General features: G+C 63.8%; 19 protein-coding genes, 2 tRNA genes and 1 pseudogene. 14 read left to right on the forward strand and 8 right to left on the reverse strand.

Annotated elements, in window-relative coordinates; genetic code table 11:
- The first annotated feature begins 211 nt into the window (after positions 1 to 211).
- Positions 212 to 2,320, forward strand: coding sequence for a molybdopterin-containing oxidoreductase family protein (locus tag NKH38_RS31780; RefSeq protein ID WP_352763804.1), 2,109 nt, complete (start codon positions 212 to 214; stop codon positions 2,318 to 2,320).
- 57 nt (positions 2,321 to 2,377) lie between these two features.
- On the opposite strand, the gene NKH38_RS31785 is transcribed toward NKH38_RS31780, so the two are convergent.
- A complete protein-coding gene (locus tag NKH38_RS31785) occupies positions 2,378 to 2,854 on the reverse strand; it encodes an Lrp/AsnC family transcriptional regulator (protein ID WP_023731106.1) in 477 nt (158 codons plus the stop codon).
- A 103-nt stretch (positions 2,855 to 2,957) separates the two neighbouring features.
- Between NKH38_RS31785 and NKH38_RS31790 the strand changes: the two genes are divergently transcribed.
- The 6 genes from NKH38_RS31790 (at position 2,958) to NKH38_RS31815 (ending at position 8,783) form a co-directional block, all read left to right on the forward strand.
- On the forward strand, positions 2,958 to 4,160 hold the full coding sequence (locus NKH38_RS31790; RefSeq protein ID WP_023731105.1) for a diaminopropionate ammonia-lyase: 1,203 nt from the start codon (positions 2,958 to 2,960) through the stop codon (positions 4,158 to 4,160).
- A 2-nt stretch (positions 4,161 to 4,162) separates the two neighbouring features.
- Positions 4,163 to 5,410, forward strand: coding sequence for a Zn-dependent hydrolase (locus NKH38_RS31795; RefSeq protein ID WP_352763798.1), 1,248 nt, complete (start codon positions 4,163 to 4,165; stop codon positions 5,408 to 5,410).
- The gene (locus tag NKH38_RS31800) at positions 5,403 to 6,575 is read left to right on the forward strand and encodes an amidohydrolase (RefSeq protein ID WP_023731103.1); all 1,173 of its coding nucleotides are present in this window, start codon (positions 5,403 to 5,405) and stop codon (positions 6,573 to 6,575) included. Before NKH38_RS31795 ends, NKH38_RS31800 begins: the two co-directional genes overlap by 8 nt.
- A 96-nt stretch (positions 6,576 to 6,671) precedes the next feature.
- Positions 6,672 to 7,475 carry an agmatinase gene (gene speB / locus NKH38_RS31805; RefSeq protein WP_352763795.1) on the forward strand — a complete coding sequence of 268 codons (804 nt, stop codon included), beginning with the start codon at positions 6,672 to 6,674 and terminating at the stop codon, positions 7,473 to 7,475.
- A 63-nt stretch (positions 7,476 to 7,538) separates the two neighbouring features.
- Positions 7,539 to 8,375, forward strand: a complete 837-nt coding sequence (gene dapB / locus NKH38_RS31810; protein ID WP_023731099.1) for a 4-hydroxy-tetrahydrodipicolinate reductase — start codon at positions 7,539 to 7,541, stop codon at positions 8,373 to 8,375.
- A gap of 174 nt (positions 8,376 to 8,549) precedes the next feature.
- On the forward strand, positions 8,550 to 8,783 hold the full coding sequence (locus NKH38_RS31815; RefSeq protein WP_023701885.1) for a DUF680 domain-containing protein: 234 nt from the start codon (positions 8,550 to 8,552) through the stop codon (positions 8,781 to 8,783).
- A 191-nt stretch (positions 8,784 to 8,974) separates the two neighbouring features.
- Here NKH38_RS31815 and NKH38_RS31820 read toward each other — a convergent pair whose 3' ends face one another.
- The 4 genes from NKH38_RS31820 to purM are packed head-to-tail and all read right to left on the reverse strand — an operon-like array spanning position 8,975 to position 11,639.
- Positions 8,975 to 9,490: a SixA phosphatase family protein gene (locus NKH38_RS31820; RefSeq protein WP_023731098.1), complete on the reverse strand. Its 516-nt coding sequence runs from the start codon at positions 9,488 to 9,490 to the stop codon at positions 8,975 to 8,977.
- Positions 9,491 to 9,500: 10 nt separating this feature from the next.
- The gene (locus tag NKH38_RS31825; protein WP_023731097.1) at positions 9,501 to 9,833 is read right to left on the reverse strand and encodes a hypothetical protein; all 333 of its coding nucleotides are present in this window, start codon (positions 9,831 to 9,833) and stop codon (positions 9,501 to 9,503) included.
- A gap of 22 nt (positions 9,834 to 9,855) precedes the next feature.
- Positions 9,856 to 10,563, reverse strand: coding sequence for a phosphoribosylglycinamide formyltransferase (purN, locus tag NKH38_RS31830; protein WP_023670282.1), 708 nt, complete (start codon positions 10,561 to 10,563; stop codon positions 9,856 to 9,858).
- A complete protein-coding gene (gene purM / locus NKH38_RS31835; RefSeq protein WP_023670283.1) occupies positions 10,560 to 11,639 on the reverse strand; it encodes a phosphoribosylformylglycinamidine cyclo-ligase in 1,080 nt (359 codons plus the stop codon). Before purM ends, purN begins: the two co-directional genes overlap by 4 nt.
- A gap of 189 nt (positions 11,640 to 11,828) precedes the next feature.
- Between purM and NKH38_RS31840 the strand changes: the two are divergent.
- The 5 genes and pseudogenes from NKH38_RS31840 to NKH38_RS31860 all read left to right on the forward strand — a co-directional run bounded on the left by NKH38_RS31840 (position 11,829) and on the right by NKH38_RS31860 (position 15,035).
- A pseudogene (locus tag NKH38_RS31840) lies at positions 11,829 to 12,372 on the forward strand (CDP-alcohol phosphatidyltransferase family protein).
- Positions 12,344 to 13,537: an AI-2E family transporter gene (locus NKH38_RS31845; RefSeq protein WP_023711891.1), complete on the forward strand. Its 1,194-nt coding sequence runs from the start codon at positions 12,344 to 12,346 to the stop codon at positions 13,535 to 13,537. Before NKH38_RS31840 ends, NKH38_RS31845 begins: the two are co-directional and overlap by 29 nt.
- A 2-nt stretch (positions 13,538 to 13,539) precedes the next feature.
- Positions 13,540 to 14,244, forward strand: a complete 705-nt coding sequence (hdaA, locus tag NKH38_RS31850; RefSeq protein ID WP_023731095.1) for a DnaA regulatory inactivator HdaA — start codon at positions 13,540 to 13,542, stop codon at positions 14,242 to 14,244.
- 123 nt (positions 14,245 to 14,367) lie between these two features.
- The gene (locus NKH38_RS31855) at positions 14,368 to 14,622 is read left to right on the forward strand and encodes a FitA-like ribbon-helix-helix domain-containing protein (RefSeq protein ID WP_023670289.1); all 255 of its coding nucleotides are present in this window, start codon (positions 14,368 to 14,370) and stop codon (positions 14,620 to 14,622) included.
- The gene (locus NKH38_RS31860; RefSeq protein ID WP_023684763.1) at positions 14,619 to 15,035 is read left to right on the forward strand and encodes a type II toxin-antitoxin system VapC family toxin; all 417 of its coding nucleotides are present in this window, start codon (positions 14,619 to 14,621) and stop codon (positions 15,033 to 15,035) included. The genes NKH38_RS31855 and NKH38_RS31860 overlap by 4 nt, the downstream gene beginning before the upstream one ends.
- A 942-nt stretch (positions 15,036 to 15,977) precedes the next feature.
- On the opposite strand, the gene NKH38_RS31865 is transcribed toward NKH38_RS31860, so the two are convergent.
- The 3 genes from NKH38_RS31865 to NKH38_RS31875 form a co-directional block, all read right to left on the reverse strand.
- Positions 15,978 to 16,289 carry a hypothetical protein gene (locus NKH38_RS31865; protein ID WP_023731092.1) on the reverse strand — a complete coding sequence of 104 codons (312 nt, stop codon included), beginning with the start codon at positions 16,287 to 16,289 and terminating at the stop codon, positions 15,978 to 15,980.
- A gap of 177 nt (positions 16,290 to 16,466) precedes the next feature.
- Positions 16,467 to 16,543: transfer RNA gene (locus NKH38_RS31870), tRNA-Pro, on the reverse strand.
- A 51-nt stretch (positions 16,544 to 16,594) separates the two neighbouring features.
- The gene (locus NKH38_RS31875; protein WP_023731091.1) at positions 16,595 to 17,779 is read right to left on the reverse strand and encodes a flavin-containing monooxygenase; all 1,185 of its coding nucleotides are present in this window, start codon (positions 17,777 to 17,779) and stop codon (positions 16,595 to 16,597) included.
- 173 nt (positions 17,780 to 17,952) lie between these two features.
- On the opposite strand from NKH38_RS31875, the gene NKH38_RS31880 reads away from it, so the two are divergent.
- Positions 17,953 to 18,258: an ETC complex I subunit gene (locus tag NKH38_RS31880; protein WP_023670294.1), complete on the forward strand. Its 306-nt coding sequence runs from the start codon at positions 17,953 to 17,955 to the stop codon at positions 18,256 to 18,258.
- A 60-nt stretch (positions 18,259 to 18,318) separates the two neighbouring features.
- Positions 18,319 to 18,395, forward strand: a tRNA-Arg gene (locus NKH38_RS31885).
- Positions 18,396 to 18,508 lie beyond the last annotated feature (113 nt).

Consider the following 18,508-nt stretch of genomic DNA (forward strand, 5'->3'; position numbering starts at 1 on the left):
TTTCCTCTCTCTTCTTATTCCCCGTCCGGCTCCCTGCTCCCCGGGGGCCCGCCTGCCGGGCGGGGGGGGGTGGGTGCCCCGGCGCGCCGCGGGGGCCGCCCCCCCCCCCCGCGCCGCACCCCACCCCGTCGCTGCGCGCCGACCCTCCCCATCAAGGGGAGGGTAAGATCTGGCCCTACACGCCGCCCGCGAAACCCGCTAAAAACGCCGCATGAACCAGCACGCCAAGCTCAGAATCGGCCACTCCGCCTGTCCGCATGATTGTCCGTCGACCTGCGCGCTCGAGGTCGAACTGCTCGATGGCAACCGCATCGGCCGTGTCCATGGCGCCAAGTCCAATACGTATACGGCTGGTGTGGTCTGCGCCAAGGTCGCGCGCTATGCCGACCGTGTCCACCATCCCGACCGGCTGCTGAAGCCGCTTGTTCGCGCCGGCGCCAAGGGCGCCGGCATCTGGAAAGAATCCAGCTGGGAAGCGGCACTCGACCTCGTCGCCGAGAAATTCATCGCGGCCGAGGAAAAATACGGCTCCGAGACCGTCTGGCCTTATTTCTATGCCGGCACGATGGGGCTGGTGCAGCGCGACGGCATCGACCGGCTGCGCCATGCGAAAAAATACTCCGGCTTCTTCGGCTCGATCTGCACCAATCTGGCCTGGACCGGCTGGATGATGGGAGCGGGCGCCTTGCGTGGTCCCGATCCGCGCGAGATGGCGAAGTCCGACTGCGTGGTGATCTGGGGCACCAATGCCGTGGTCACGCAGGTCAATGTCATGACCCACGCCATCAAGTCGCGGAAGGAGCGTGGCGCCAGGATCGTCGTCATCGATGTCTACGAGAACGCGACGATGAAGCAGGCCGATATAGGCCTTGTGCTGAAGCCCGGCACCGATGGCGCGCTGGCCTGCGCGGTCATGCATGTGCTGTTCAGGGAAGGCATGGCCGACCGCGCCTATCTCGAAAGATACACCGACGATCCGAAGGGGCTGGAAGCGCATCTGGAGACGCGCACGCCGGAATGGGCGTCTGCCATCACCGGTCTTGCCGTCACCGAGATCGAGGCTTTCGCACGCCTCGTCGGCACGACGAGGAAAACCTATTTCCGCCTCGGCTATGGCTTTGCCCGCCAGCGCAATGGCTCGGTCAACATGCACGCGGCATCCTGCATCGCCGCCGTCACTGGCGCCTGGCAATATGAGGGTGGCGGCGCCTTCCATTCCAATTCCGGCATCTTCAAGCTCAACCAGGATGTGCTGGAAGGCACCGCGATGCGCGATCCCAATATTCGCCATCTCGACCAGTCGCGCATCGGTCCGGTGCTGACCGGCGCAGCGGACGCGCTTTACGGTGGCCCGCCGGTGACGGCGATGCTGATCCAGAACACCAACCCGGTGAATGTCGCATCCGAGCAGCGGCTGGTGAAACAAGGTTTTCTGCGTGATGACCTGTTCACCTGCGTGCACGAACAGTTCATGACCGACACGGCAAAGCTTGCCGATGTCGTGCTGCCGGCAACGATGTTCCTCGAGCATGACGACGTCTACAAGGGCGGCGGCAACCAGCACATCACGCTTGGTCCCAAGCTGATCGACCCGCCGGAAGGGCCGCGCACCAACCACTTCGTCATCGAGCAATTGGCGCAGCGTCTCGGCGTCTCCGACCGGCCGGGCTTTGGCCTGACCGAGCAGCAGCATATCGACATCATCCTGGGCAAGCGCGGGCTGGGCAGCTTCGCCAGCCTGAAGGAAGACAAATGGGTCGACCTGCAGCCGGATTTCGAGGCCGCGCATTTCATCGCTGGCTTCGGCCATGCCGACAAGAAATTTCACTTCCGCGCCAATTGGAGCGGGCAGGCGGCGCCCAACCGGCCGCCGAAAAGCATGGGCCTGTTCGGGCCGGTGGCGGAACTCCCCGAATTCCCTGACCATGTCGACCTGATCGAGGTGGCGGACGCCGAGCATCTGTTCCGGCTCGCCACATCGCCGGCGCGCAATTTTCTCAATTCGACATTCGCCGAGACACCGGTGTCGAGAGCCAAGGAAGGCCGGCCGGAACTCCTGGTGCATCCGGACGACGCTGCCGCGCTTGGCTTGGGCGACGGCGACCGTATCGAGGTCGGCAACCGGCGCGGCGAGGTGGTGCTGCACGCAAAGCTGTTCGAAGGCCTCAAGCGCGGCGTGGTGATCGCCGAGGGCATCTGGCCAAACAGCGCGCATGAGCGTGGCGAAGGCATCAATGTGCTCACCGGCGCCGACGCACCAGCGCCCTATGGCGGCGCGGCCTTCCACGACAACAAGGTCTGGCTGCGGCCGGCGGGCTAAAGCAATCCAGGAAAAGTGTGAGCGGTTTTCCGTCCGGAATTGCGTAAAAGAGACTGGCTATCCCGGCAGAGGCACCGTCAGCCCCACCTTGACACGGTCCATGGCAACGAAGGTGCGGAATTTTCGGACATTCTTGCTGTCGAAGAACAGTCTGCGCGTCAAAGCCTCATAGGCGCCCATGTCGGCCGCGGTGATGACTAGGATGAAGTCGGCCTCGCCGGTGACGTAGTAGCACTGCTGCACTTGCGGCTCCGCCGAGAACTGCCGCTTGGCCGCGTCGATCAGGTCCGAGCGTTCGCTCTCCAGTTCCACTTCGACGACGATGGTGATGGGATGGCCGACCGCCGCCGGGTCGACCACGGCGACATTGCCCGCAATGACGCCGGACTGTTCCATGCGCTTGATGCGCCGCTGCACCGCCGGCGCCGACAGGTTGACGGCTTCGCCGATCAGCCGCTGCGGCGTCGTATTGTCCCGCTGCAGGATGGCAAGGATGGCGAGGTCGAAACTGTCGAGCGAAGGCGATCGAGGCAAAGCGCTATCCTGGCGAAACAAACTTGCATTTCGAAGCGCCAATAACAGCGCTATTTGCGCCTCGGCTGCAATATGATTTCGTCATACCCAAAGGAGGCCGCCCGTGTTCCTGCTCAACAGCAATGCCTTGCACCGTCGGCTGCTCGATCCCGTCCATGCCGAAACGCTGGGGAATGCCGGCGCCGATACGGTCGAGCGCTTTCTGGCCCATCGCGACAATCACCTGCCAACGCCCCTGCATGCCTTGCCGGTGCTGGCCGGCGAACTCGGCCTCGGCGCCGTCCACATCAAGGATGAAGGCTTTCGCCTCGGTCTCGGCAGCTTCAAGGCGCTCGGCGGCGCCTATGCCGTTTTTCGACTGGTGCTGGAGGAGGCGAGACGATCGCTTCATCGGCCCGTTGACGTGGCCGATCTCAACCGGTTCGACGTCCGGGCGGTCGCTGCCGGCATGACGGTTGCCTGCGCCACCGACGGCAATCATGGCCGCTCGGTCGCGCAAGGTGCACAGTTGGTTGGCGCGAAAGCGGCAATCTTCGTTCACGCCGGCGTCAGCGAGGCGCGCATTGCAGCAATAGCCCGCTATGGCGCCGAGATGATCCGCGTCGACGGCAATTATGACGACTCGGTCAGGCAGGCCGCCGAGGTTTCAGCGGAGCAAGGCTGGACCGTGGTGTCCGACACCTCCTGGCCGGGCTACGAGCGCATCCCCGGTCTGGTCATGCAGGGCTATACGGCGATCGTGCGCGAAGCGTTGGGCCAGTTGCCGCAGCCGCCGACCCATGTCTTCGTGCAGGCCGGTGTCGGCGGTATTGCCGCCGCCCTGGCCGGCCATCTCGCCATCGTGCTCGGTGACGCCAGGCCGACCTTCATCGTCGTCGAGCCGGCCCGCGCCGCCTGCGTTGTCGCAGCCGCCCGGGCGGGCCACGTGGTCAAGGTCGCACACGATCAGCCGACGGTGATGGCGATGCTCGAATGCTACGAGGCCTCGCAAGTTGCCTGGCGCGTTCTGGCGCGGGTTGCCGATGCCTTCATGACGGTGGATGAGGAGGAGGCGGTCGCGGTGATGCGGCGGCTGGCACGGCCGGCTGGCAATGATCCAGTGATCGTCGCCGGCGAAAGCGGCGGCGTCGGTCTGGCCGGGCTGATCCGGGCGGTGGCCGACCACAAGGCCGCGCTCGGGCTCGACGACAAATCCCGCGTGCTGCTGATCAACACCGAAGGCGCCACAGACCCGCATCGCTATACCGAGCTGGTCGGGCAGAGCCCCGCCGATGTGCTGGCCGGCAAGCTGAAGGCCGAGGCATAGCCATGATCGGGATCGATGCACAGCGTCTGCTTGGCCGCATCCGGGAACTCGGCGCCGTTGGCCGCGACAGTGAGGATAGGCTGATCCGGCTCGCCGCCTCCGACACAGACAAACAGGGCCGTGACCTCTTTGTCGGCTGGCTCGGGCAGGCCAGGCTGGAAGTCGCCATCGACCGGGTCGGCAATATTTTCGGCATCTGGCAATGCCCCGACAATGCCGGGCAGGCGCCACTGCTCATCGGTTCGCATATCGACACCGTCATCGATGCCGGCATCTATGATGGCTGCTACGGCGTGCTGGCCGGGCTGGAGGTGATCGAGACGCTGCAGGCTTCGGGCTTTTCGCCGTCACGCCCGGTCGCGGTCGCCGCTTTCACCAATGAGGAAGGTGTGCGCTACACGCCTGATATGATGGGCTCGCTATGCCATGCCGGTGGCGTCAGCGCCGAGGCCGTGCTGGCCGCCATCGGCACGGACGGCAGCGTGCTCGGCCAGGAGCTCGCCCGCATCGGCTATGCCGGCGACCGCGAACCCGGCTTCCTCAAGCCGCATGCCTATCTCGAACTTCATATCGAGCAGGGGCCGGTGCTGGAGCGTGAAGGCGTGCCGATCGGCGCGGTCGAGAATTTGCAAGGCATTTGCTGGCAGCGCATCACCATCGACGGCGCCGCCAACCATGCCGGCACCACGCCGATGTCGATGCGCAGCGAAGCCGGCCATGCCGCCGCCCGCATCATCACTTTCCTGCACGACCGGGCGAAAGCTTCAAATGGGCCAACCGTGGTCACTGTAGGCACGATGCGCTTCGAACCCAATGCCATCAACGTCATTCGCTCGCGCGCTATCTTCACCGTCGATCTGCGCGATCCCGACGAACAGCGCCTGCAGGCGCATGAGGCGGCCCTTGCGGCTTATCTCGAGGAGCTTGCTGCAGCCGAGAGCCTGTCGATTTCGGCAGAGCAACTGGCCCGTTTCGAACCGGTGCTGTTCGACATCGGCATCGTCGAGCGGATCGAGGCGGCCGCGAAAAACCGCGGTCTCGGCGTCAGGCGCATGACATCGGGCGCCGGCCATGACGCGCAGATGATGGCACGCATCGCACCGGCGGCGATGATCTTCGTGCCGAGCGCCGGTGGCATCAGCCACAATCCGCGCGAACACACTGAAGATGCCGAGCTTGTCGCCGGCGCCAACATCCTGCTTGATGTCGCCAGTGAGCTTGCAAGATCGGTCGGGGGAGAAAATGGCTGAGCTCGATCGTGATGTGCTGAAGCAGGAAATGACCGGCTGGCGGCGCGATTTGCACGCGCACCCCGAGTTCGGCTTCGAGGAAAAGCGCACCGCTGCCTTTGTCGCCGCGAAGCTGCGCGAATTCGGGCTGGACGATGTTGCAGAGGGGGTCGGCGGCACCGGCGTCGTCGGCACGTTGAAGCGCGGCAGCGGCAACCGGGCGATTGCGCTCAGGGCCGACATGGATGCGCTGCGCATCACCGAGCAGTCGGCGACAGCCTATCGCTCGCAGAACCCCGGCATCATGCATGCGTGCGGTCATGACGGCCACACCACCATGCTGCTCGGCGCGGCAAAGCTGCTCGCCGCCGAGGGCGGTTTCGACGGCACCGCGCGTTTCATCTTCCAGCCCGCCGAGGAATGGGGCAGGGGCGCGATGGCGATGCTGGACGACGGGCTGCTGCAGCGCTTTCCCTTCGACGAGATCTTTGGCCTGCACAACATGCCGGGCCTGCCCATTGGACATTTCGAGACCCGCGCCGGCCCGTTCATGTCGGCGGAGGACAATTTCGAGATCGTGCTCAAGGGGATCGGCGGCCATGCGGCGCGGCCACATTCCGGGAACGAGACGCTGGTCGCCGCCTGCGCGCTGGTTACCAATCTGCAGACCATCGTCTCGCGCCGGCTGAGCCCGGCCGACATAGCCGTGGTTTCGGTGACCGAGCTGATCACCGACGGCACCCGCAACGCGTTGCCCGGCCTCGCCCGCATCCTCGGCGACGTCCGCAGTTTTCGGCCCGAGGTCAGCGCCGAGATCGAGCGCCAGATGCGGGTCATCGCAGCGGGCACCGCCGCCGCCTATAACGTGGCCGCCGAGGTGACCTACAGCAGGGAATTCGTGCCGCTGCAAAACGACGCCGACCTGGTGGACGCGGCCTTTGTCGCCGCAAGGCGCGTGCTGGCCTATGGCGCCGCCAGCATCGCGGCGGAGCCGATGACCGCCTCGGAGGATTTCGCCCGCTTCCTCGATCACGTACCGGGCTGCTTCGTCTTTCTCGGCAATGGCGAGACCTCGCCGCCGCTGCACAATTCCAGCTACGACTTCAACGATGACGGGCTGTTGCACGGCACGGATTTCCATATCGCGATCGTCAGGCAAAGACTGGGCGGCGCGATCGGGAAGTGACGCCTGATCGCCTTCGCAACTGGCCCAAGCGGCACTGCTATCGCCAGCCAGCACCCAGGTTTAGGGAGATTGCCTGTTGCCGGAGATCGCACGCCGATGACCAGGGTTTCGCTTCTGGGAATACCACATGACGAGAACTCGTCCTATCTCAAGGGCGCGGCTGCAGCGCCGGCCCTGATCCGGCGCGAACTCAAAAGCGACGCGCACAGCTCGTGGAGCGAAACCGGCTTCGATGTGGCGGACAGTTTCGTCGACCACGGCGACATCGACTTTTCAGGCGCCGGCGATCCGTGGGAGCGAATCGAGGCCGAGGTCGGCCGCGCGCTGGATGCCGGCCGCCCGTTGATCAGCCTCGGCGGCGATCATGCCATCGCCTGGCCGGTGCTGCGTGCCGTGCGCCGCCGCCATGCCAGGCTAACGATCGTCCAGATCGACGCCCATCCCGACATCTACGATGCCTATCAGGGCAACAGGCGGTCCCACACCTCGTCCTTCGCGCGCATCCTGGAGGAGGGACTGGCCGACCGGCTGGTCCAGATCGGCCTGCGCACCCTCAATGATGAACTTCGTGACCAGCTCAAGCGCTTCGGCGTCGAAATGATCGAGGCGCGGCATTTCAGCGAGGATCTGCAGCTCGATCTCAAGACGCCGGTCTATCTCTCGGTCGATCTCGACGGCCTCGACCCGGCTTGTGCGCCCGGCGTGTCGCACCGCGAACCCGGTGGTCTTACAACCCGGCAAGTGATCAACCTGATCCAGCGGATCGACCAGCCCATCGTCGGCGCCGATGTCGTCGAATACAATGCAAGCCAGGATGTCTCCAATCTCACCGCGCTGGTTGCCGCCAAGCTGGTCAAGGAGATCGCCGGCATGATGCTCAAGACGCATGGCGCCGGCTGAATCAATCTGGCAGGGCGGCATGGTAGATCATTGTTGTGACTCGCATTTCCAGTGAAAGCCGCCATGCCGCATCTGTTGAAGATAGCCATAGCCGGTGCGCTCGGCCGCATGGGCAGGGAGATGGCGCTGGCCGTCGAGACCGATCCCAGGCTGGCGCTCGTCGCCCGCTTTCACAGGCCGGGCAGCGCCGGCGAGGGGCTGGTCGAACGCGACGAAGCACTGGCGCTTGCCGATGTCATCATCGATTTCACCACGCCTTCGGCCTCCGTCGATCTTGCACAAGCTTGCGCGGCCTGCGGCGGCCCGGCGCTGGTCATCGGCTCGACCGGCTTCGAGCCGGCCGATCTCGCCGCCATCGCTACTGCTTCGAAGTCCGTCGCCATCGTTCGCTCAGGCAGCTACTCGCTGGGGCTCAACATGCTGGCTGGGCTGGTCGAACAGGCGGCGCGAGCACTTGGTCCCGCCGCCGACATCGAGATCCTGGAAGCGCATCACCGCATGAAGGTCGACGCACCGTCGGGCACGGCGCTGATGCTGGGCGAGGCGGCCGCTCGCGGACATGGCGTCAGGCTGGACGATGTGGCGAAACGCATCCGCGACGGCGTTACAGGTCCACGCCCTGCCGGCGAGATCGGCTTTGCCGTGCTGCGCGGCGGCAGCATCGTCGGCGAGCACAGCGTGAGCTTCCTCGGTGAGGGCGAGACGCTCACGCTTTCCCATTCGGCCGGCGACCGCTCGATGTTCGCGCACGGCGCCATTGCGGCAGCACGTTGGGTCGCCGTCCGGCCGCCCGGCGAATACGACATGCGCGACGTACTAGGTTTCACGACCTTTGAGATGCAAAGGGTAACGCAACGAGGGGCGTTGCGAGGTCGGAGCCGCCTGGAGAATAGAATATAGCAACAACTACGCCATTCAGCGCCTTCCAACACCGAACCGAACGGTTCGGTTCGCACATTTTTGTGATTGGCAATGGCAGCAACGCACACCCATTTCGGGGTGGTCCGAGCGACGCGAATTCCTCCCAAGGCACGCCACTTGACGGACAGAACTGAAAAATCTGGATTACCTGAAATGACCAAGATCGCACTTACCGCTGCTGCCATCCTCCTTGCCACCGGCACCGCTTTCGCAGGCAGCGACCACTACGGCTCCGACGGCGTCAACCAGCCTGCTGTGACAGCGCCCGCCGGCAACATCGATCACAGTTATACCGCCTCAATCCGCAAGCCGGCCAGCCTCGGCGATTTCACGATCAAGGGCGACTCGAACCAGCCGCAATCCGGCCAGGGCATCTGGGGTCGTTGATTTTTTGAGAAATCGACGACCACAAAGAGCGGTGGGCCTGGCCCACCGCTCTTGGTTTTATGTAATTGACTCTGGGCCGCAAAGATCTTGAATCAATCCGCCAGCAGTTGGTCTTATGTCCTTGATTGCGTGGTCTTTTCAAAACACGGTTTGCGGCTGTCACCTGCGGCTAGCCCGTTAGGCCGCTTGGTCTAGCTTATATCCTTCGGCTTGATGCAATGCGTCAACCGAGCCGCGCCGAAGCCGAGATCCGCCCAATCGCCGTCGATGACAAAGCGGGCAAGGGCGCCGGTCGGGAGTTTCTCTTCAAGTTTCCTTAGAGCAGCCACACCCGATCGCGGACCGGCGAGCCGGCGGGCAAAGTCCTCCAGGCCGGGATTATGGCCGAGCACCAGGAGACAGCTAGCCGATGCGACTGCCTGCTGCACCTCGGCCAGAATGTCGCCAGCCGTGGCTTCGAAAAGCGCCTCGGCGAACTCCACCGTTACGCTCGCCGAAAGTTCCGCCGAGACCAGCCGCCATGTCTCGCGCGTGCGCAGCGCCGGCGACACCAGCGCCAGGTCAGGCTGCCAACTGCGCCGGGCCAGTTCGCGCCCCATCAGCGGCGCCGTCTTCAGCCCGCGCGGCCCGAGCGGCCGGTCGAAATCAGCAAGCGCCGGGTCGTCCCAGCTCGACTTGGCGTGGCGAAGAAGAAGCAGCTGTTTCATCTGTTAGATCTCAGGACCAGGGAATTTCGCGCTGGAAGTCCTTGCCGTATCCGCCACCGTATTTAGCGCCCGTAGCGGCATCAAAGGCTGCCGACAAAGTGCCGAAGACGAACAGGCCGACGCGCCTCTCATCTTTGTCCCATTGGACGGCAATATCCGCTTCGGTGATCGCCCAGGCACCCGATCGAATATGAATTGCGCCGATGATCCGCCCAACTACCTCGTCATGCGCTTCGTATAGGTAAAAATAAGCCGTGGCGTTTGCTGGCCCTTCAGTGTCGTCATATTCAAAGACGCCGGCGAGATCGCCTTTTCCCCGGATCGCGCTGTCAAAAATATCCAAGGGCTTTCAGGTCCTGAAGCGCCTACGGCGTGATCCGCGCCAGATGTTCGAGATCGCGCTCTTCGCGCAGCGGGTCGGGGGCCATCACCACGGAAGTTCCGTTTTCGGCATCGTCGGCGAAATGTGCCAGCACGGTGCGGCCGCCTTCCATGTGCGCCTTGCCGTCGGCGACCAGCCCGAGCGCCAGCGCATAAAGCCGGTGCTCGGCCTTCAGCACTCTGGCGGCCAGCGTGTCTTCGTTGTCGCCGACCATCACCGGCACCGCTGCCTGCGCGATGATCGGGCCGTCATCCATCTCTGATGTGACGAAATGCACCGTGCAGCCATGAATGCGAATGCCGGCGCGCAGGGCGCGCGCATGCGTATCGAGCCCTTTGAAGGCCGGCAGCAGGGCAGGGTGGATGTTGAGCATGCGCCCTTGCCACTTCTCGACCAGGCCGCGGGAGAGAATGCGCAGATAGCCGGCCAGCGCCACGATCTCGGCGTTGAACGCAATCAGAGCGGCGTCGATCGCCACATCATGCGCTTCCTTGCTGGCATGGTCGGCGCGCACGATGACTTTGGTCGGGATGCCGCGCGCGGCCGCGATGCCAAGGCCGGCGGCGTTGGCTCGGTCGGAGATGACGCCGACGATCTCGGCGGGATAGGCCGGGTCGCTCGCCGCCGCGATCAGCGCCGTCATGTTGGAGCCGCGTCCCGAGATCAGAACAACCGTGCGTTTCCTGCTCATAGGCCGATCGAGCCCCGATAGATGACGCCGGCGTCGCGGCGCGGCACGATGCGGCCGATCGGCGTCACCGTCTCGCCGGCCTCCTGCAGCACGGCTGCGACCTGTGCGGCCTGGCCGGAGGCGACGACGAGGATCATGCCGATGCCGCAGTTGAAGGTGCGCATCATCTCCTCCGGCGCCACGCCGCCAGTCTTCGCCAGCCAGGAAAATACCAGCGGCACATCGATGGCATTGAGATCGAGCTCTGCGGAAAAGTCCTTCGGCAGGACGCGCGGAATGTTTTCGGGAAAGCCGCCGCCGGTGATATGGGCCAGCGCCTTGATGCCATGCGTGTTGCGGATCGCCTTCAAGATCGATTTCACATAGATGCGGGTCGGCTCGAGCAGCGCTTCGGCCAGCGTCGCCTCATCGTTGAACGGCGCCGGATCGCTCCAGGCAAGCCCGCTGACGCCAACGATGCGGCGCACCAGCGAAAAGCCATTTGAATGCAGGCCCGAGGAAGCCAGCCCCAGCAGCACGTCGCCTTCGACAATATCGTCTGTCGGCAGCAACTGGCCGCGTTCGGCCGCACCGACGGCGAAACCGGCAAGGTCGTAATCCTTGTCGTTATACATGCCGGGCATTTCAGCGGTCTCGCCGCCGATCAGCGCGCAGCCGGCCTGTCGGCAGCCGATTGCTATGCCGCCGACGATTGCCGCCCCCTGGTCGGGGTCGAGCTTGCCGGTGGCGAAATAGTCGAGGAAGAACAGTGGCTCGGCGCCCTGGACGACGATGTCGTTGACGCACATGGCGACGAGGTCGATGCCGATCGTGTCGTGCTTGCCGGCATCGATGGCGATCTTCAGCTTGGTGCCGACACCGTCATTGGCGGCAACCAGCACCGGATCCGTGAAACCCGCCGCCTTGAGGTCGAACAGGCCGCCAAAACCGCCGATCTCGCCATCGGCGCCCGGCCGGCGCGTCGCGCGCACCAGCGGCTTGATCTTCTCGACCATGAGGTTGCCGGCATCGATGTCGACGCCCGCCTCGGCATAGGTGAGCCCGTTCTTGCGCTTGGCCCGGTCGCCCTTGCTCATCGTCGGCGCATCCCTGTTTCCCTCGGCGGCTCTTCGCATGAATGGTTTCGGGGGGCAAGGATGACGACAGGATACCGGGCTTTTGCCCAAGATAAATACGTGGACAGTCGCCCCTTCACCGCTGGTCCCCTTGCAGCCACAATCCATCTCCATCATCGATCTGCAGAACAAGCATGGCGGGACATGCCTTTGACCATTCCCAACCTCATCACCATCCTGCGCTTCGTGCTGGTGCTGGCGATGCTGAACATGCGCTGGGACTGGGCCTTTGCCGGATTTCTCGTTGCCGGAATTGCCGATGGCGTCGACGGCTTCATCGCCCGCCGCTTCAACCAGCATTCGAACTCGGCGCCTATCTCGATCCGATGGCCGACAAGGTGCTTCTGGTCTCGGTGTTCGTGGTCATGGGCTTCATCGGGCAATTGCCGCTGTGGCTGGTGGTGACCATGGTGTCACGCGATGCGCTGATCATCTGCGCCGTGCTTTTGTCCACGGTCATGGCGCATCCGGTCGAGATGAAGCCGCTCTATGTGTCGTAGGCCAACACCGCCGCCCAGATCGTGCTGGCGCCGTGGTGCTGGGCGAACTTGCCCTTGGCCTCCACCTCGACCCGCTCAGGCCTGCGCTCATATTGCTGTCCGGGGTCTTGACCGTGGCTTCGGCCGCGGCCTATCTCGTGGCTTGGCTGAGGCATATGAGCGGCTATGGCGAAGGCTCCACCCCGGGTAGTTGACAAGAATGCCGCGACTGCCGCGTTAGCAGACGCGGCTGCGTCCCTGGCGTTTCGCCGCCAGATTTTCTTCTGGCTGGGCACGGCAATCTTCCTGGCGCTGTTCCTCTACATTTTTTCCAGCATCCTGTTGCCGTTCGTTGCCGGCATGGTGCTGGCCTATTTCCTCGACCCGGTCGCCGACCGGCTGCAGCGCCTCGGCCTCTCCCGGCTGATGGCGACGGTGGTCATCCTGATCGCCTTCATCGTTCTTTTGGTGCTGGCCTTCGTCATCCTGGTTCCGGTTCTGGCCACGCAGATGGCCGATTTCGCCAGCAAGCTGCCGGAATATCTGACCCGGCTGCAGTCGCTGATCACCAGCTTCGATCCCAAATGGCTGGAGCAGAAATTCGGCGTCAATGCCAATGGCCTGCGCGACGGGCTGAATTCGCTGCTCACTTCCGGTTTCGGCCTGCTGAGCACCGTCTTCACCTCGATCTGGAGTTCTGGCGTTGCTCTGGTGTCGGTGGTCAGCCTGTTCGTGGTCACTCCGGTTGTCGCTTTCTACATGCTGCTCGACTGGGATCGCATGGTGGCGGTCGTCGACAGCTGGGTGCCGCGCGATTATGTCGGGACGGTCAGGGCGATCTCCAGGGACATCAACACCGCGACCGCCGGCTTCGTGCGCGGCCAGGGCACGCTGTGCCTGGTGCTCGGTGGCATGTATGCCACTGGCCTGACGCTGACCGGGCTGAATTTCGCCATCCTGATCGGCCTCTTCGCCGGGCTGATCTCCTTCATTCCCTATGTCGGCTCGCTGACCGGGCTGGTGCTGGCCGTCGGCGTCGCCTTCGTCCAGTTCTGGCCGGACTGGACCATGATCGTTGCTGTCGCGGTGGTCTTCTTCATCGGCCAGTTCATCGAGGGCAACATCCTCCAGCCGAGGCTGGTCGGAAAAAGCGTCGGCCTGCACCCGGTCTGGCTGATGTTTGCGCTGTTCGCTTTCGGCGCCCTGTTCGGCTTCGTCGGCCTTTTGATCGCCGTTCCTGCTTCGGCGGCGGTTGCCGTGCTGGTGCGGTTTGCCATTGCCCGCTATCTCGAATCGCCTCTCTACAAGGGACACTCCACCGAGCCCGTCCCGCCGCTGCCCGCCGCTCGCGGCGGGGGCCACCGGTCGCCGCGCGGCTGAACGTGACGGATCATAAGACCGAACCGCCGCGCCAGCTGCCGCTCGACCTTGGCCACGGCACCGGCTACTCGCGCGACGAACTGGTGGTGTCGGCCACCAACCGCGAGGCGGCAGCCCTTGTCGACCGCTGGCCGGACTGGCCGTCGCCGGTAATCGTGCTCGCCGGCCCGGCCGGTTCCGGCAAGACACATCTGGGTTCGATCTGGCAAGCGCGGGCCAACGCTGTGGCGGTCGATACCCAGCGCATCGGCAATGCCATCACCGGGCTTGGCGGCAGGCCGGCGCTGATCGACGATGTCGACAAGACAGCCATCGACCAGGCGGGCCTGTTCCATCTCATCAATGAAGTGCGCGGCGCCGGGGCCACCTTGCTGTTGACGGCGCGGCGCTTCCCCGCCGCCTGGAGGGTGACGTTGCCCGATCTCGCCTCGCGGCTGAAGGCGGCGGCAACGGTCGAGATCCATGAGCCGGACGATTTGCTTCTGGCTGGTGTCATCACCAAACTCTTCGCCGACCGCCAGGTCGAGGTCGAGCCGCACGTCGTGCAATATCTGGTGCGCCGCATCGAGCGCTCACTGGCCACCGCCATGCGCGTGGTCGAACGCCTCGACCGCACCGCGCTCGAGCGCAAGACGCCGATCACCAGGGCGCTCGCCGCCGAAACCGTCAGCGCAATGGACGAAGGGCAGGGCGAGTTCGAGGTTTAGATCCTGCTGCAATTCCCTGGACGGCGATTGTCGATCCCGCCCGTGCGACGTTTTCAAAACATGCATGGTGACATCACCTGAAACAATATGATACTTTCAATCAATGACATCGGAGCGATATCAATGCCTGCAGTGACCGTCCGAAATCTTCCGGAAGCGACCCACCGAGCTCTGCGTGTACGGGCGGCCTTGCACGGTCGCAGCACCGAGGCCGAGATACGCGACATTCTGGAAAACGCGGTGCGGCCGGACGGCCGTGTGAAACTCGGCTCCGTTCTGGCAGACATTGCCCGACGCGCCGGGCTGACCAATGAAGACGTGGAGGTCCTGGAGCAGGCTCGCGACAAGGCGCCGGCCGAACCGCTGGGGTTCGAATGATCCTCCTCGATACCAATGTCGTTTCGGAGGCCATGAAGCCCGAACCGCATCAAGCTGTGTTGGCCTGGCTTGATGACCAGGCCGAGGAAACGCTTTACCTCTCCAGTGTGACGCTCGCCGAAGTGCTGTTCGGCATCGAGGCCATGCCGGCGGGTCGTCGCAAGGCTGCGCTCGCTGAAACCTTCGCCGGTGTGTGCGCCGTGTTTGAGCGCCGCATCCTGCCTTTCGATACCGAGGCGGCCCGGCACTATGCCCGACTTGCAGTGAAGGCGAGGGCAGCCGGCAAGGGGTTTCCTGTGCCCGACGGCTACATCGCGGCAATCGCCTCCGCAAACGGCTTTCATGTCGCCTCGCGTGACACGGCGCCATTCCATGCGGCCGGCGTGCCTGTCATCGATCCTTGGCAGCCGTAACCAGGTACGGCAGCCCGACCAGAGCGCGAGCTGCGAACATGCGTTTCGGCAGGATTTCCTCTTCAGCGACTACAGCGTGTTCGAATGAATACACTCGATCTCTCCGTGCCCACCGCCGCATGAGGGCCGCTGTCCCATTTCGGGAAACATTATTTGGCATCCGTCTTGCACCTGGGAACTTGCCGGCTGACCCCGGTCCTGGTCGCGTTCCTGATCGGGTTGTAGGCTCGCCGGGAGTGATGATTGGGGTTCTCGCCCGGCGAGCTTACCTTCGTGGAGCAGTCACCGGAGTGTCCGGGAGGGTGCCCTATAGCCACAACGCCGCCAGATACCGGACCAGCAGATAGACCACCGTATGCGCTGCCACGTAGCACGCGGCGACGAAAAGAACAGCACGCTGGCGGGCCACGAGCGGGGACGGCCTTGCCTCTTGCTCGGCCGGTTGTTCCAGATCCACAGGGCTGCACAGATAATGGCCCAGACGACGACGAACGGAACCGTGATGCCGATGTAAGCGAAGTAGGCAGGGCCAATCAGCGAAAGCCATGCCTCGAGACCAAGCATCCAGAATCTCCCCTTTGCCCGGAGTCTAATGCATGTCGCTCAAAGGTGGTCCCGGTTTTGAGAGAACGACATGCATCAAAACAAAAATCAAAGCGCGTCGCCTGGATACGTTTCAGCGCGACGCGCTTTTAGACCGGCGATAGAGGTGGAAGCGAGGGGATTATCCCTGCGTCGATTTCAGCCAAACCCGCCGAAGGGATGCTGTTCGATGACACGGGCGCCTGATGCATGTCGCTCAAGTGGCCCCGGTTTTGAGAGAACCACATGCATCAAACAAGACCTCAAGCGCGTCCGTGAGTCCGTTCAAATGCGACGCGCTTTAGGTCAGATTGGTGCTCCGGCCGCCAACCCGGCCGGAGCAGGTCCAAAGCGATCGGATCAGCCGCAGACCCTGACCTCTTCGACGACCCTGTGGTGATGGCGCCAGTGCCTGACCAGTTCGATATGGCAGCGGTGATGGCGATGGTGGCGCCGCCATTGGCCATCCTGGTTGTCGCTGTAGCCGTCGCCATAGTCGTCGCTATAGTCTTTGTGGCGCTGGTGATGGCGAAGAATCTGTATATCGCCATCGTCGGACGTATATTGATCGTCGTCATCGGACTGGATAGTCAGACTGGCGGCTTTCGCCGGTGCGATCAAAGCCGCCGTTCCGGCGAACGCGATCATCGAGGCGATGAGAAGGGTTTTCATTGTTTGCTCCTTGGGTTGAACATACACAACTCTCGGAGCGAACTGGTGTTCCAATGTAGGGTCCGATCGGCGAGCGGCTGCTGCTTGGGCAATGCGTGCCGCCATGCGCTACCGGCGAGGCAGCCATTGGCGACCTTGGGGGTGACCTTGGGCAAGGACTGGCTTTGTGGGAAAAAATGGTCGGAGTGGAGAGATTCGAACTCCCGACCCTCTGGTCCCAAACCAGATGCGCTACCAGGCTGCGCTACACTCCGAGGCCCTGCGGCGTATACGGTTCCGGACCCTGTCGCGCAACCCCTAAAACATCAAACGGGGCTTGGCGGTCTGCGCTCCCGCGCAATCCTGGCTGCGATCGCCTTGGCCTGGATGCGAGCATTGGCGAAGCAGCCGCGGATGCTTGGCCGCATGCCGGTGAACCACAGGCCCGGCAGTTTCGGGTCGCTGTCGGCGCCGTTGAACAGCGGCACGCCCTTTTGGTCGAGCACGCCGAGCTTGCCCAGCATGGCCTCGAGCCCGGTGCGGTAGCCGGTCGCGGCGATGACGATATCGGGCTGGATCGTCGCGCCATCGTCGAAAACGACCGTGTCGCCGGTAAATTCCCGCACGGTTGGCAGTACGATGATCCTGCGGTCCTTGATGGCATCGACGGCGCCGTCATCGGTGGCGATGGCGGTATAATCCGACGCCAGCCGGCTTGCGCCGCCCGAAGGCGTCGGCGGCAGGCCGTAGGCCGTGAGGTCGCCGAAGGCCCATCGCTGCGTCGCCGCCATCACCGCATCGGCGAGCTTGAACGGCAGCCGCGCCAGGATCGGCGAAAATCGGTGGACGGCGATCTGGCCGAGGCGCTTGGGCAGCAGTGCCGGACCGTTGCGCGCCGACAGCCAGATCTGTCCCGCGTCGGCTGCCACCAGGTGATTGAGCACGTCGAAGCCGGAATTGCCGGCGCCGACGACCAGCACTTTCTTGCCCGCATAGGCCTTGGCGTTACCGAATGCGGCCGAATGGATGATGCGTCCGGCAAAGGCCTTCATGCCTTTCCAGGCCGGGATGAAGGGCTGCCGGTCGCGCCCGGTGGCGATGACGACATGGCGCGCCAGCCGCGGCCCGGCACTGGTCCGCACAAGCCAGTGGTCGCCCTCGAAGCCAATCTCCTCGACCGCGATGCCGAACTCGACCGGCAGCCGGTGCATGGCGTGGAATTCGTTCAAATGGCCGATGATGGTGTTTCGGTGCGGAAAGGCAGGGGTGCCGGCAGGAAAGGAAACGCCCGGCAGCGCCGAAAGGTCGCGATGCGTGTTGAGATGCAGTCGCTCGTGCCGCCCGTGCCATGGCTCGGCCAGCCGGGCTTCCTTTTCCAACACCATCACAGGCACGCCGGTCTTGAGCAGCGCATGGGCTGCGGTCAAGCCGGCTGCCCCGGCGCCGATCACGATCGCGCCGTCGAAAATCGCTTGGCTGTCGGCCTCGGCGTGCAAAATCCCTGCGTCCATGCCTCTTTGTGTCGCCATCATGACCATGACTTTTGATGCTACGCCAGTGTATCCAGCCTATGCCGCTGCCGAAGCGGCCTGGTTGCAGGCCGCTTCGGCCTTGCCGTCGGCAGTGTTGCACAGTATTGACTGAAATAAGGCGGCGCTACCGCCAACGCAGCTACGAGGTGCCCATGTCCGCGCGTATTTTCAGCCCAGCCAAAACCGCGATGCAGTCCGGCAAGGCCAAGACCGGCCATTGGGTGCTGGAATTCGATCCCGCCCAACGCAAGAAGATCGACCCGCTGATGGGCTACACCACATCGGGCGACATGCTGAGCCAGATCAGGCTGACCTTCGACACCAGGGAAGAAGCGGTGGCCTATGCCGAAAAGCAGGGGCTGGCCTTCCGTGTCGAGGAGCCGAAAGAGACCAAGCGCCGGCAGATTTCCTACGCGGAAAATTTCCGCTATGACCGCAGGATACCCTGGACGCATTGACCGGCGGTCAGCGCCTGGCACATAGACACCAGCCGGCCAAGATATCAAATGCCGGCCAGCGGTCCCGTAGCTCAGTAGGATAGAGCACCGGCCTTCTAAGCCGATGGTCACAGGTTCGAATCCTGTCGGGATCGCCAACAACTTCAAGGTCCATTCCGGACACATAGGTTACGGTTTATATCGGAGACATGGGTAACACTTTTGGCCCGAAGGGGTTTTGGAGTGGTTCGAGCCTGCATGTCTCATCATC

This window comes from Mesorhizobium sp. M1078, from assembly GCF_040318615.1.
In the GTDB taxonomy this organism is placed as follows: domain Bacteria; phylum Pseudomonadota; class Alphaproteobacteria; order Rhizobiales; family Rhizobiaceae; genus Mesorhizobium.